Consider the following 13,688-nt stretch of genomic DNA (forward strand, 5'->3'; position numbering starts at 1 on the left):
CGTGCTATGTGCCGGGGGGCAGACATGCGGCACCTGCGGGCTCAGACCCCGAACGGCGCCGGATAACGGATCATGCCCGAAGGCACCGGCACCGAACCGTCGAGGACGAGGACCATGTTCGCCTCCTCCGGCGCCTCGAACGGCAGCGTGATCCCGTACGGGGCGGCCGGCTCGAATCCGAACCTCGGGTAGTACTCCGGGTGCCCGAGCACCAGCACCAGCGGCTCGCCCCGGCGGCGTACGGCCTCCAGCACCGCCCGCACCACGGCCGCGCCCGCCCCCGTGCGCTGGTGCCCGGGGGCCGTGGCCACCGGAGCCAGCGCCAGGGCCGGCTCGCCCCCGACATGGCAGCGGGTCACCAGCGCGTGCGCCGCGACCGACCCGTCCGGGGCCTGCGCCACGTACGACAGGCCCGGTACCCAGGCCTCGTCCGCCCGCAGCGCGTCCACGAGATCCGCCTCGTACGGGGTCGGGAACGCGGCCGCGTGCACCGCGTGCACCGCCGCCCGGTCGGCCGGCCGCTCCTCGCGCACCGCCCAGCCCTCCGGCCCGGCGGGCCGCAGGACGTACCCGCTGTAGCCGTACTCCGCGCCGTGCTCGCGGCGCAGTGCGATCTCCCGGCGGGCCCCCTCGACGGCCTCGGCCATCCACGGCAGGGACAGGTCCGCCGCCGCGGCCCGGCCGGCCAGCGGCCCGTAGTACTCCTCCCAGTCGCCCTCGGGCTGCGGGTGCACCCCCAGGACCCGGTAGCCGGCCGCCTCGGCGGCCGCCGCGTTCTGCGCGTCGGAGCGCAGGGTGTAGTGCTCCTCCCAGAAGGCGCGGGCCTCCCCGGAGGGCTCGCCGGTGGTCCACACGCACTCGGTGAGCACGAGGGTGCCCCCGGGTGCCAGCAGCCGCTTCCACTCCCGCAGCGCGGTGTCGAAGCCGACGACGAACACGGAGCTCTCCGCCCAGACCAGGTCGAACGAACCGTCCGGGAAGGGGAGCGCGCGCATGTCCGCGCGCACCGGGTGCACCCGCCCGGCCAGCCCCCGCGCCCGCGCGGCCGCGGCCAGCTCGTCCAGGAAGCCCTGGTGCAGGTCGACGGCGGTCACCTCGGCCCCCGCCTCGGCGGCGAGGAGGAGGGCACTGCGGCCCGGGCCGCAGCCCAGGTCCAGGACCCGCGGCCGCTCGGGCAGCGGTCCGGCGAGGGAGAGCAGCCGCCGGGTCGTGGCGTCGGAACCCGGACCCTGGCGGGGCAGCCCGCGGTGGAGAGTGAGAAATGCCTCGAAGAAAGTGCTGTCGGTCAACGTGAACCCTTGGATGGAGGGGCTCCGGACCGCGGCGCGATCAGCGCGCAGAAGGCGCGATCAGACCCGGCCGGACGCCCGGAACGTGGGGATGAACCGCTCGTCGCCGCACACGGCAGCGGACACTGCGACGGTCATCAACCCACCTCCTTCAAGGCGTTCGGGGCGCACACGCGCACTGGGGGACCTCGGATGTCCCTGAGGCAGCCTAACACCGGGCGGTTTGTCGCCGGAAGGGGATCTCCACCATGATGATCACGGCCCGGCGGACCGGCTCCGAGCCCCGCATTCATGGGCTTATCGGGGCGTGAACGGGTGATGAACGGGCCCTTCCATTCATCCGATAGCCTCTGCCGGACGTGCCGCCGCCCCCGCGCGGGGCCCGCTTCCGCACTTGTCCCAAGGAGTGAGTTCGTCTGCCGACCGCCATCCTCACCGGCCCGCCGGTCCCCGGATCGCCGCTCGAAGGCGAACTGCGCTCCCTCGGATTCGAGGTGCGGCGCGCCCCCGCTCCGTGGGACGCCGGCCACGTGCTGTCCGCGCTGCCCGCCGACGAGCGGGTCGCCCTCGTGGACAGCCGCTTCGTCGGGCACACCCACGCCCTGCGCCTGGCGCTGACCGACCCGCGCTTCGACGCCTGCGCCATCCCCGGCGCCCTCGGGGTGCAGGCCCCGCTGCGCGCCCGGCTGGCCGAGGCCGCCGCCGAACCCGACCCGCTCGCCGCCAACCTCCCGGACCGGCTCGCCGCCGCCCTGGAGTCCGGCGGAGCCCCCGTACAGCGGCCCGAGCTGGGCACGCTGGTGGCACAGGTGCCCGAGGTCCCCGAAGCGCGCACCGCCGCCGAGGCGGCCGTCGCCGCCGTGGACGACGAGGCGGTCCGCCTGCGCACCGCCGTCAAGTCCCGCGACGGCTTCTTCACCACCTTCTTCATCAGCCCGTACTCGCGCTACATCGCGCGCTGGTGCGCCCGCCGCGGACTGACCCCCAACCAGGTCACCACCGCCTCGCTGCTCACCGCGCTGGTCGCGGCCGGCTGCGCGGCCACCGGCGAGCGGGCCGGCTACATCACCGCCGGCGTGCTGCTGATCGTCTCCTTCGTGCTCGACTGCACCGACGGGCAGCTCGCCCGCTACGCACTCAAGTACTCGACGATGGGCGCCTGGCTCGACGCCACCTTCGACCGGGCCAAGGAGTACTCCTTCTACGCCGGCCTCGCGCTCGGCGCGGCGCGCGGCGGGGACGACGTCTGGGCCCTCGCCCTCGGCTCGATGATCCTCATGACCAGCCGGCACGTCGTGGACTTCGCCTTCAACGAGGCCAACCACGACGCCACGGCCAACACCAGCCCCACCGCCGCCCTGTCCGGACGCCTCGACAGCGTCGGCTGGACGGTCTGGGTACGCCGGATGATCATCCTGCCGATCGGCGAGCGCTGGGCGATGATCGCGGTCCTCACCGCCGCGACCACCCCCCGCATCACCTTCTACGCCCTCCTGGCGGGCTGCGCCTTCGGCGCGCTGTACACCACGGCGGGCCGGGTGCTGCGCTCGGTGACCCGCAGGGCCGAGCGCACCCCCCGGGCCGTGCAGGCCCTCGTGGACCTCACCGACAGCGGGCCGCTCGCCGAGCTCGTGTCCCGCGCGACCCGGTGGATGCGGCTGCCCGCCCTCGTCTGGGCCGTCCTCGGGACCGCCGTGATCCTCACCGGCGTCCTGTCCGCGCCCTTCGGCGACGCCCGCCTGCTGCCCTTCGCGGCGGGCTACGTCCTGCTCGCCGGCCTCACGGCCGCCCGCCCGCCCGCCGGCCCCCTGGACTGGCTGGTCCCGCCGCTGTTCCGGGCCGCCGAGTACACGGCGGTGCTGGTCCTGGCGGTCAAGGCGGACGTCCCCGGGGCGCTCCCCGCGGCATTCGGCCTGGTGGCGGCGGTCGCCTACCATCACTACGACACGGTGTACCGCATCCGCGGCGGCACCGGCGCGCCCCCGCACTGGCTGGTGCGGACCACCGGCGGCCACGAAGGCCGGGTGCTGCTCACCGCGGTCCTGGCGGTCGTCCTCGCACGCAACGACTTCCCCGTCGCGCTCACGGCCCTGGCCGCGTTCGTGGCACTCGTGGTGCTCGCCGAGAGCATCCGCTTCTGGGTCTCCTCCGGAGCACCCGCCGTACATGACGAAGGAGAACCAGCATGATCGGCCTTGTACTCGCTGCCGGTGCCGGACGCCGCCTGCGTCCCTACACCGACACCCTCCCCAAGGCCCTCGTGCCGGTCGGCCCCGAGGGCCAGGAGGAGAGCCTCACGGTCCTCGACCTGACCCTGGGCAACTTCGCCGAGGTCGGCCTCACCGAGGTCGCGATCGTCGTCGGCTACCGCAAGGAGGCCGTGTACGAGCGCAAGGCCGCGCTGGAGGCCAAGTACGGCCTGTCGATCACGCTCATCGACAACGACAAGGCCGAGGAGTGGAACAACGCCTACTCCCTGTGGTGCGCCCGCGAGGTCCTGAAGAAGGGCGTCATCCTCGCCAACGGCGACACCGTGCACCCGGTCTCCGTCGAGAAGACCCTGCTCGCCGCCCGCGGCAACGGCCAGAAGATCATCCTCGCCCTCGACACGGTCAAGAACCTGGCCGACGAGGAGATGAAGGTCATCACCGCCGACGGGCAGGGCGTGCAGAAGATCACGAAGCTGATGGACCCCGCCACCGCGACCGGCGAGTACATCGGCGTCACCCTGATCGAGCCCGAGGCCGCCGAGCAGCTGGCCGAGGCCCTCAAGACCACCTTCGAGCGCGACCCCGACCTCTACTACGAGGACGGCTACCAGCAGCTCGTCAACGACGGCTTCACGATCGACGTGGCCCCCATCGGCGACGTCCAGTGGGTCGAGATCGACAACCACGACGACCTCGCCAAGGGCCGGAAGATCGCATGCCAGTACTGACGAGGCTGATCCCCTCGCCGGTCGTCGTCGACATCAGCGGCGGGGCGATGGACGACCTGGCCGGCCTCCTGGCCGACCAGCGCATCTCCGCGTCCGGCAAGCTGGCGATCGCGATCAGCGGGGGGTCCGGCCAGGCGCTGCGCGCCAAGCTGGAGCCCGTGCTCCCGCACGCCGACTGGTACCCGGTGGTCGACGGGACGATCGACTCCGCGGTCAAGCTGGCCGACGACATAAAGGGCCGCCGCTACGACGCCGTCGTCGGCCTCGGCGGCGGGAAGATCATCGACGTGGCGAAGTACGCCGCGGCGCGGGTCGGCCTGCCCATGGTGGCCGTCGCCACCAACCTGTCGCACGACGGCATCTGCTCGCCGGTGTCGATCCTCGACAACGACAACGGCCGGGGCTCCTACGGCGTCCCCACGCCGATCGCCATGGTGATCGACCTCGATGTGATCAAGGACGCCCCGGTGCGGTTCATCCGCGCCGGCATCGGCGACGCGATCTCCAACATCTCGGCCATCGCCGACTGGGAGCTCTCCCACCGGCTGACCGGCGAGGCCGTCGACGGCCTCGCCGCCGCCATGGCCCGCACCGCCGGCGAGTCCGTGCTGCGCCACCCCGGCGGCGTCGGCGACGACGAGTTCCTCACGGTCCTGTCCGAGGCCCTCGTGCTCTCCGGCATCGCCATGTCGATCAGCGGCGACAGCCGCCCCTCGTCCGGCGCCTGCCACGAGATCAGCCACGCCTTCGACCTGCTCTACCCGGGGCGCTCCGCCCTCCACGGCGAGCAGGTCGGCCTCGGCGCCGCCTTCGCGATGCACCTGCGCGGCGCCACGGAGCAGTCCGGGCTCTTCGCCGAGGTGCTGCGCGGCCACGGACTGCCCGTGCTGCCCGAGGAGATCGGGTTCAGCGTGGACGAGTTCGTCAAGGCCGTCGAGTACGCCCCGCAGACCCGCCCGGGACGCTTCACCATCCTGGAGCACCTCAACCTGTCCGCAGCCGAGATCAGGGACGCCTACTCCGACTATGCCCAGACCATCCGTAGCTGAGCTCCGCCCGGTCGTGCACCCCGCCGGGGTCAAGGACCGGCGCAGCGGGGAGCACTGGGGCGGCCGCCTCTACATGCGCGAGATCTCCCTGCGCATCACCCGCGTCCTGGTGGGCACCAAGGTCACGCCCAACCAGCTGACGTACCTGATGACCCTGTTCGGCGTCCTCGCCGCCCCGGCCCTGCTGGTGCCGGGCGTCTGGGGTGCCGTCCTCGGCGTCGTGATGGTCCAGATGTACCTGCTGCTCGACTGCGTCGACGGCGAGGTCGCCCGCTGGAAGCAGCAGTACTCGCTCTCCGGCGTGTACCTGGACCGGGTCGGCGCCTACCTGTGCGACGCGGCCGTCCTCGTCGGCTTCGGCCTGCGCGCCGCCGACCTGTGGGGCGGCGGCCGCATCGACTGGCTGTGGGCCTTCCTCGGCACCCTCGCCGCGCTCGGCGCCATCCTGATCAAGGCGGAGACCGACCTCGTCGGCGTCGCCCGCCACCAGGGCGGCCTGCCGCCCGTGCAGGAGTCCGCCGCCGAACCGCGCTCCTCCGGCATGGCCCTGGCCCGCCGGGCCGCCGCCGCGTTCAAGTTCCACCGGCTGGTCCTCGGCATCGAGGCCTCGCTGCTCATCCTGCTGCTGGCCGTCTTGGACCACGTCCGCGGCGACCTGTACTTCTCCCGCCTCGGGGTCGCCGTGCTCGCCGGCATCGCGCTCCTCCAGACGGTGCTGCACCTGGTGTCCATCCTCGTCTCGAGCAGGCTGCGGTGAGCGCCCCGCTGCGCGTCGGCGCGGTGATCATCACCATGGGCAACCGCCCCGACGACCTCCAGGCCCTGCTCGACTCGGTCGCCCGCCAGGAGGGCGACCCGGTCGAGGTGGTCGTGGTCGGCCAGGGGGTCAAGGTCACCGGCCTGGTCCCCGAGGGCGTACGCACCCTCGACCTGCCGGAGAACCTCGGCATCCCCGGGGGCCGCAACGCCGGCATCGAGGCCTTCGGCCCCGGCGGCCGCGACGTGGACGTCCTGCTGTTCCTCGACGACGACGGGCTGCTGCCCCGCACCGACACCGCCGAGCTGTGCCGGCAGGCCTTCGCGGAGGACCCGGAGCTGGGCATCGTCAGCTTCCGCATCGCCGACCCGGACACCGGGGTCACCGCCCGCCGCCACGTGCCCCGGCTGCGCGCCTCCGACCCGATGCGCTCCTCCCGGGTCACCACCTTCCTCGGCGGCGCCAACGCCGTGCGCACCACCGTCTTCCAGCAGGTCGGCGGCCTCCCGGACGAGTTCTTCTACGCCCACGAGGAGACCGACCTCGCCTGGCGGGCCCTCGACGCGGGCTGGCAGATCGACTACCGCGCCGACATGGTGCTGCACCACCCGACGACCGCGCCCTCCCGGCACGCGAGCTACCACCACAACGTGGCCCGCAACCGGGTCTGGCTGGCCCGGCGCAACCTGCCGGCCCCCCTGGTCCCGGTCTACGTCGGCGTCTGGACCCTGCTGACCCTGGCGCGCAGGCCCTCGGCCGCCGCGCTCAAGGCCTGGTTCGGCGGCTTCCGCGAAGGCTGGGCCACTCCCTGCGGGCCCCGGCGCCCCATGAAGTGGCGCACCGTGTGGCGGCTGACCCGGCTGGGCCGCCCGCCCGTCATCTGACAAGCTCGCCTCTGGGAGCATGTCCCGTACTCCGGGTACCCTCCCGGGGCCGGGGCCCAGAGCCCGATGTCCGCCCTTGCTGCGCATCTTGAAGACGAAAGTTTCAACTTGTGAGTGACACAACCCACGACGGCGCCCTCGCCACGAGCAAGCCGCCGTCTCCCGACGAGGGGCTGACCCCGGCGGAGCTCGCCGCGAAGTACGGCCTGTCGGTGAGCGGTGCCCGACCCGGGCTCGTCGAGTACGTGCGGCAGCTGTGGAGCCGCCGCCACTTCATCCTGGCCTTCTCCTCGGCCAAGCTGGTGGCGCAGTACAGCCAGGCCAAGCTCGGCCAGATCTGGCAGGTGGCCACCCCGCTGCTCAACGCGCTGGTCTACTACCTGATCTTCGGGCTGATCCTGAAGGCCGGCCGCGGCATGGACCAGGACACCTACATCCCGTTCCTGGTCATGGGCATCTTCGTGTTCACCTTCACGCAGAGCTCGGTGATGGCCGGCGTCCGGGCGATCTCCGGGAACCTCGGCCTGGTCCGCGCCCTGCACTTCCCGCGCGCCGCCCTGCCGATCTCGTTCTCGCTCCAGCAGCTCCAGCAGCTGCTGTACTCGATGATCGTGGTCTTCATCGTCGCCGTGGGCTTCGGCAACTACCCGAAGCTCTCCTGGCTGCTGGTGATCCCGGCGCTGTTCCTCCAGTTCGTCTTCAACACCGGCCTCGCCATGGTGATGGCCCGCATGGGCGCGAAGACCCCGGACCTCGCCCAGCTGATGCCGTTCGTCATGCGTACGTGGATGTACGCCTCGGGCGTCATGTTCTCCATCGGCGTGTACCTGAAGGAGGCGCCGGCCTGGGTCGCGGACGTCCTGCAGTGGAACCCCGCCGCCATCTACATGGACCTCATCCGGTTCGCCCTGATCGACAAGTACGACTCCTCCTTCCTGCCGCCGCACGTCTGGGCGTTCGCGGTGGGCTGGGCCGTGGTCATCGGCCTCGGCGGCTTCGTGTACTTCTGGAAGGCTGAGGAGCGCTACGGCCGTGGCTGACGGACTCACCCCCAACCCCAACCCCAACCACACGCCGGACGGCGCGCGCATCCCCACGGTGATCGCCGACGACGTGCACATCGTCTACCGCGTCAACGCGGGCGGCGGCGGCAAGGGCAGCGCCACGGCGGCGCTCAGCAAGATACTCCGCCGCAAGGGCGAGCAGCCCGGCGTCCGCAAGGTGCACGCGGTGCGCGGCGTCTCCTTCACCGCCTACCGCGGCGAGGCCATCGGCCTGATCGGCTCCAACGGCTCCGGCAAGTCCACCCTGCTGCGCGCCATCGCGGGCCTGCTGCCCTGCGAGTCCGGCAAGGTCTACACCGACGGCCAGCCCTCGCTGCTCGGCGTCAACGCGGCCCTGATGAACGACCTGACCGGCGAGCGCAACGTGATGCTCGGCGGCCTCGCGATGGGCATGTCCCGCGAGGAGATCAAGGAGCGCTACCAGGGCATCGTGGACTTCTCGGGCATCAACGAGAAGGGCGACTTCATCACCCTGCCGATGCGGACCTACTCCTCCGGCATGGCCGCCCGCCTGCGCTTCTCGATCGCCGCGGCGAAGAACCACGACGTGCTGATGATCGACGAGGCGCTCGCCACCGGTGACCGGCGCTTCCAGATCCGCTCCGAGGAGCGCATCCGCGAGCTCCGCAAGGAGGCCGGCACGGTCTTCCTCGTCAGCCACAGCAACAAGTCGATCAGGGACACCTGCGACCGCGTCCTGTGGCTGGAGAAGGGCGAGCTGCTGATGGACGGCCCCACCGAAGAGGTCGTGAAGGCGTACGAGAAGGAAACCAGCCGCTAGGGCAACGGCCCCCGCGCCCCTCACGGGACCCCCGCCGCACCGCGGCGGGGGTCCCGTGCTGCGCCGGGGAACGCCGCGACATCACGTAACGGGCCGTACACCCGGTGGGGCCGCTTCGCGTTGTACAACGTAAGCTGTACCGGTGCTGAATCGCGGCAAGTGGGGACGATTCCCCGCAGGTGAGAGGGCACACCTTCCCGGGGCGGACCGGCGGCGTGTCCGAAATAGGATGTATTGGGTCGGCAGTGTAGAACGGGAGATGTGACGGCAATGGCTACGGGAATTCTCCTGCCCCTCCGGGCTCGAGCCGTCCCCGCCGCGGGCGGCGGCCGGTGACGCCGGCACCCGGCACCCGGCCCGAAGACCACGCCCAGGCCACCCTCGGCAAGGCAGCCGACGAGAACTTCCCCGTGGCCCCCTTCTTCGTCCCGCAGGCCTGGCGCGCCGGCCTGACCGCCGTCTACGGGTACGCCCGCCTCGTCGACGACATCGGCGACGGCGACCTCGCCCCCGGCGGCCGCGACGCCGAGTACCTCGGCCTCCCCGCCTCCTCCGCCGACGACCGCCTCGCCATGCTCGACGCCTTCGAGACCGACCTCGGCCGGGTCTTCCACGGTGCCCCCCGCCACCCCCTGCTGCGCGCCCTGCAGCCCGTGGTCTCCGCGTACGCGCTGACCCCCGAGCCCTTCCTCGGGCTCATCGAGGCCAACCGGCAGGACCAGCGGGTCCGCCGCTACGAGACCTACGAGGAGCTGCTCGCCTACTGCGAGCTGTCCGCGAACCCCGTCGGCCGCCTGGTGCTCTCCATCACCGGCACCAGCAGCCCCGAACGGGTCCGCCGCTCCGACATGATCTGCACCGCCCTCCAGATCGTCGAACACCTCCAGGACGTCACCGAAGACCTCGGCCGGGACCGGATCTACCTCCCCGCCGAGGACATGCGCCGCTTCCACGTCACCGAGGCCGACCTGAAGGCCCCCGCCGCCGGGTCCTCCGTACGGGCCCTCATCGCGTTCGAAGCCGACCGCGCCCGCGCCCTGATCGACGAAGGCCTGCCGCTCGTCGGCAGCGTCCGCGGCCGGCTCCGGCTGCTGCTCGCCGGCTTCGCGGGCGGCGGCCGCGCGGCCCTGAAGGCCATCGAGCGGGCCGGGTTCGACGTCGCACCCGGCCCGCCCAAACCCACCAAGACCGGCCTGCTCCGCGAGGTGGGCGCCGTTCTGCGCACTGCGCCGAGAGAGGGGTGAGCCCGACAGTGGAGGGCCAACCGCACGTGTCCGCTCCCGTACTCGCGGCCTACAGCTACTGCGAGGCCGTCACCGGAGCGCAGGCGCGCAACTTCGCGTACGGCATCCGCCTGCTCCCCGCCGAGAAGCGGCAGGCGATGTCCGCCCTGTACGCCTTCTCCCGGCGCGTCGACGACATCGGCGACGGCGCCCTGCCCCCCGAGGCCAAGCTGGTCCGGCTGGAGGAGACCCGAAGCCTGCTCGGCCGGATCCGCGACGGCGGGATCGACGAGGACGACACCGACCCGGTCGCGGTCGCCCTCGCGCACGCGGCCGGCCGCTTCCCGATCCCGCTCGGTGGGCTCGACGAGCTCATCGAGGGGGTCCTCATGGACGTCCGCGGGGAGACGTACGAGACCTGGGACGACCTCAAGGCCTACTGCCGGTGCGTCGCCGGTGCCATCGGACGCCTCTCCCTGGGCGTGTTCGGCACCGCACCCGGCGCGCGCGACGCCGCGCACGCCCCCGAGTACGCCGACACACTGGGTCTCGCGCTCCAACTGACCAATATCCTCCGGGACGTCCGGGAAGATGCCGGAAACGGCCGGACCTACCTGCCCGCCGAGGACCTCGCCAAGTTCGGCTGCTCCACCGACTGGCTCGGCGAATCCCGCGCGGGCCGGGCCCCGGCCGGCTCGGACTTCGCGGGTCTCGTCCACCACGAAGTACGGCGCGCCCGGGCCCTGTTCGCCGAGGGGTACCGGCTGCTGCCGATGCTCGACCGGCGCAGCGGCGCGTGCGTGGCCGCGATGGCCGGGATCTACCGCCGCCTGCTCGACCGCATCGAACGCGAGCCGGAGGCGGTCCTGCGCGGACGCGTCTCGCTGCCCGTGCGGGAGAAGGCGTACGTCGCCGTGCGCGGCCTGTCGGGGCTCGACGCGCGGACCATCTCGCGCCAGGCGGCCAGGAGGCGGGTCTGATGAGAACAGCGGCAACACCCGTACGGACGGCACCCGTACGGACAACACCGGCAGAAGAGACGAACCAGCGGAACCGGTACGCAACCCCGCGGGCCGCGGCCGCGTCCCTCAAGGCGACGGCCGCGCGAGCCGAGCGGACGGGCCCGGTACCCCAGGAGGGCGCATGACCACGCAGCACGCGGTGGTCGTCGGCGGCGGTCTCGCAGGCGTGACCGCAGCCCTCGAACTCGCCGACGCCGGACTCTCCGTCACCCTGCTCGAAGGCCGCCCCCGGCTGGGCGGACTGGCGTTCTCCTTCAAGCGCGGGGACCTCACCGTCGACAACGGCCAGCACGTGTACCTGCGCTGCTGCACCGCCTACCGGTGGTTCCTCGACCGCGTGGACGGCACCGCCCTCGCCCCGCTCCAGGACCGGCTCGACGTGCCCGTCCTCGACGTGGCCCACCCCAAGGGCCCCCGTCTCGGCCGGCTCCGCCGCGCCGCCCTGCCCGTACCGCTGCACCTTGCCGCGTCCCTGGCCCGCTACCCGCACCTCTCGCTCGCCGAACGCGCCGCCGTCGGCCGCGCCGCCCTCGCGCTGCGCGCCCTCGACCCGGCCGACCCGGCCCTCGACGGAGTGGACTTCGCCACCTGGCTCGGCCGCTACGGCCAGTCCCCGCGCACCATCGAAGCCCTCTGGGACCTCGTCGGCATCGCCACCCTCAACGCCACCGCCGAGCACTCCTCCCTCGGACTCGCCGCCATGGTCTTCAAGACCGGCCTGCTCTCCGAACCCGGAGCCGCAGACATCGGCTGGGCCCGCGTACCCCTCGGCGAACTCCACGACACCCTCGCCCGCAAGGCCCTCGACGCGGCCGGCGTGCACACCGAGACCCGCTCCCGGGCCGGCTCGATCACCCGCACCCCCGACGGCGGCTGGCGCGTCACCACCGACAGCGGCCCGCTGGACGCCGGCACCGTCATCCTCGCCGTACCCCAGCGCGAGGCCCACGGACTGCTCCCGCACGGCGCCCTCGACGACCCGGACACCCTCCTCGACATCGGCACCGCACCCATCCTCAACGTGCACGTGGTCTACGACCGCAAGGTGCTCCGCCGGCCCTTCTTCGCCGCCCTCGGCACCCCCGTCCAGTGGGTCTTCGACCGCACCGACAGCTCCGGGCTCACCGACGGCGGCCAGTACCTCGCCCTCTCCCAGTCCGCCGCCCAGGACGACATCGACGAACCCGTCTCCGTCCTGCGCGCCAAGTACCTGCCCGAACTGGAACGGCTGCTCCCCGCCGCCCGCGGGGCCAAGGTGCGCGACTTCTTCGTGACCCGGGAGCGCACCGCCACCTTCGCCCCCACCCCCGGGGTGGGCCGGCTGCGCCCGCCCGCCCGCACCCACGCCCCCGGTCTCTTCCTGGCCGGAGCATGGACCGCCACCGGCTGGCCCGCGACCATGGAAGGCGCCGTCCGCAGCGGACTGACCGCGGCACACGCCGCGCTCGCCGGCCTCGGCCGCCCCCGCACAGACCCGCTCCCCGGCTTCGCCGGGGAGACCCCCGGCAGGAGGCCGGCATGACGATCAGCACCACCCGCACGACGGTACGTACAGGAACCAGAGGAGAGCCAGTGAACCCGGCTGTCGACAATCCGGCGGACACCGCGCCCGCGGCACCCGCCGCAGGCGCCGGCGGCAGCCGGCAGGCAGACACGCTCGCGCTCCTGGAGCGCGGCCGCACCCTGTCGACTCCCGTACTCCGCGCGGCGGTCGCCCGCCTCGCACCCCCCATGGACACCGTCGCCGCCTACCACTTCGGCTGGATCGACGCCGAGGGCAACCCCACCGACGCCGACAGCGGCAAGGCCGTCCGGCCCGCGCTCGCCCTGCTCTCCGCCGAGGCCGCCGGGGTCCCCGCCGAGACCGGCATCCCCGGCGCGGTCGCCGTGGAGCTCGTCCACAACTTCTCCCTGCTGCACGACGACCTGATGGACGGCGACGAGCAGCGCCGCCACCGGGACACCGTGTGGAAGGTGCACGGCCCGGCCCAGGCCATCCTCGTCGGTGACGCCCTCTTCGCGCTCGCCAACGAACTCCTGCTGGAGATGGGCACCGTGGAGGCGGGCCGCGCCACCCGCCGCCTGACCGCGGCCACCCGCAAGCTCATCGACGGCCAGGCCCAGGACATCTCGTACGAGCACCGCGAGCGGGTCAGCGTCGAAGAGTGCCTGGAGATGGAGGGCAACAAGACCGGCGCCCTGCTGGCCTGCGCCGTTTCCATCGGCGCGGTGCTCGGCGGCGCCGACGACCGCACGGCCGACAAGCTGGAGGAGTACGGCTACCACCTCGGCCTCGCCTTCCAGGCGGTGGACGACCTGCTCGGCATCTGGGGCGACCCCGAGTCCACCGGCAAGCAGACCTGGAGCGACCTGCGCCAGCGCAAGAAGTCCCTGCCGGTCGTCGCCGCGCTCGCCGCGGGCGGACCGGCCTCCGAGCGGCTCGGCGCCCTGCTCGCCGCCGACGCGCAGAGCGCCGACTTCGAGAACTTCTCCGAGGAGGAGTTCGCCGCGCGCGCCGCCCTCATCGAGGAGGCCGGCGGCCGCCGGTGGACCGAGGAGGAGGCCCGCCGTCAGCACACCGTTGCCGTACAGGCGCTCGACGAGGTCGACATGCCGCAGACCGTCCGCGATCAGCTCGTGGCGCTTGCGGACTTTGTCGTCGTCCGCAAGAGATGATCACC

Annotated in this window: 12 protein-coding genes; 11 read left to right on the forward strand and 1 reads right to left on the reverse strand. The window is 72.7% G+C overall.

All coding sequences use genetic code 11. The annotated features are described in order from the left end of the window. Window positions 1–41: 41 nt before the first annotated feature. The gene (locus tag ACZ407_RS16505) at window positions 42–1,289 is read right to left on the reverse strand and encodes a GNAT family N-acetyltransferase (RefSeq protein ID WP_468128783.1); all 1,248 of its coding nucleotides are present in this window, start codon (window positions 1,287–1,289) and stop codon (window positions 42–44) included. Window positions 1,290–1,705: 416 nt separating this feature from the next. On the opposite strand from ACZ407_RS16505, the gene ACZ407_RS16510 reads away from it, so the two are divergent. From ACZ407_RS16510 to ACZ407_RS16560, 11 genes are all read left to right on the forward strand, one after another. Further along, window positions 1,706–3,478, forward strand: a complete 1,773-nt coding sequence (locus tag ACZ407_RS16510; RefSeq protein ID WP_468128932.1) for a DUF5941 domain-containing protein — start codon at window positions 1,706–1,708, stop codon at window positions 3,476–3,478. Next, window positions 3,475–4,227: a phosphocholine cytidylyltransferase family protein gene (locus tag ACZ407_RS16515; protein ID WP_468128784.1), complete on the forward strand. Its 753-nt coding sequence runs from the start codon at window positions 3,475–3,477 to the stop codon at window positions 4,225–4,227. Before ACZ407_RS16510 ends, ACZ407_RS16515 begins: the two co-directional genes overlap by 4 nt. Further along, a complete protein-coding gene (locus tag ACZ407_RS16520; RefSeq protein ID WP_468128785.1) occupies window positions 4,215–5,276 on the forward strand; it encodes an iron-containing alcohol dehydrogenase family protein in 1,062 nt (353 codons plus the stop codon). Before ACZ407_RS16515 ends, ACZ407_RS16520 begins: the two co-directional genes overlap by 13 nt. Continuing rightward, window positions 5,254–6,033, forward strand: a complete 780-nt coding sequence (locus tag ACZ407_RS16525; protein WP_468128786.1) for a CDP-alcohol phosphatidyltransferase family protein — start codon at window positions 5,254–5,256, stop codon at window positions 6,031–6,033. Before ACZ407_RS16520 ends, ACZ407_RS16525 begins: the two co-directional genes overlap by 23 nt. A 35-nt stretch (window positions 6,034–6,068) precedes the next feature. Continuing rightward, window positions 6,069–6,917 carry a glycosyltransferase family 2 protein gene (locus ACZ407_RS16530; RefSeq protein ID WP_468128933.1) on the forward strand — a complete coding sequence of 283 codons (849 nt, stop codon included), beginning with the start codon at window positions 6,069–6,071 and terminating at the stop codon, window positions 6,915–6,917. Window positions 6,918–7,027: 110 nt separating this feature from the next. Then, window positions 7,028–7,957, forward strand: a complete 930-nt coding sequence (locus ACZ407_RS16535) for an ABC transporter permease (protein WP_468128787.1) — start codon at window positions 7,028–7,030, stop codon at window positions 7,955–7,957. Continuing rightward, window positions 7,950–8,762, forward strand: coding sequence for an ABC transporter ATP-binding protein (locus ACZ407_RS16540; RefSeq protein ID WP_468128788.1), 813 nt, complete (start codon window positions 7,950–7,952; stop codon window positions 8,760–8,762). The genes ACZ407_RS16535 and ACZ407_RS16540 overlap by 8 nt, the downstream gene beginning before the upstream one ends. Window positions 8,763–9,094: 332 nt before the next feature. Further along, complete coding sequence (gene hpnC / locus ACZ407_RS16545; RefSeq protein WP_468128789.1) at window positions 9,095–10,006, forward strand: squalene synthase HpnC; 912 nt, start codon at window positions 9,095–9,097, stop codon at window positions 10,004–10,006. Next, entirely contained in the window at window positions 10,003–10,965 is a 963-nt protein-coding gene (hpnD, locus tag ACZ407_RS16550) for a presqualene diphosphate synthase HpnD (RefSeq protein ID WP_468128790.1), read from the forward strand. The genes hpnC and hpnD overlap by 4 nt, the downstream gene beginning before the upstream one ends. A 163-nt stretch (window positions 10,966–11,128) precedes the next feature. Beyond that, the gene (hpnE, locus tag ACZ407_RS16555) at window positions 11,129–12,529 is read left to right on the forward strand and encodes a hydroxysqualene dehydroxylase HpnE (protein ID WP_468128791.1); all 1,401 of its coding nucleotides are present in this window, start codon (window positions 11,129–11,131) and stop codon (window positions 12,527–12,529) included. Continuing rightward, a complete protein-coding gene (locus ACZ407_RS16560; RefSeq protein ID WP_468128792.1) occupies window positions 12,526–13,683 on the forward strand; it encodes a polyprenyl synthetase family protein in 1,158 nt (385 codons plus the stop codon). Before hpnE ends, ACZ407_RS16560 begins: the two co-directional genes overlap by 4 nt. Window positions 13,684–13,688: the final 5 nt, after the last annotated feature.

It is taken from the genome of Streptomyces sp. NPDC030809, from assembly GCF_055572195.1.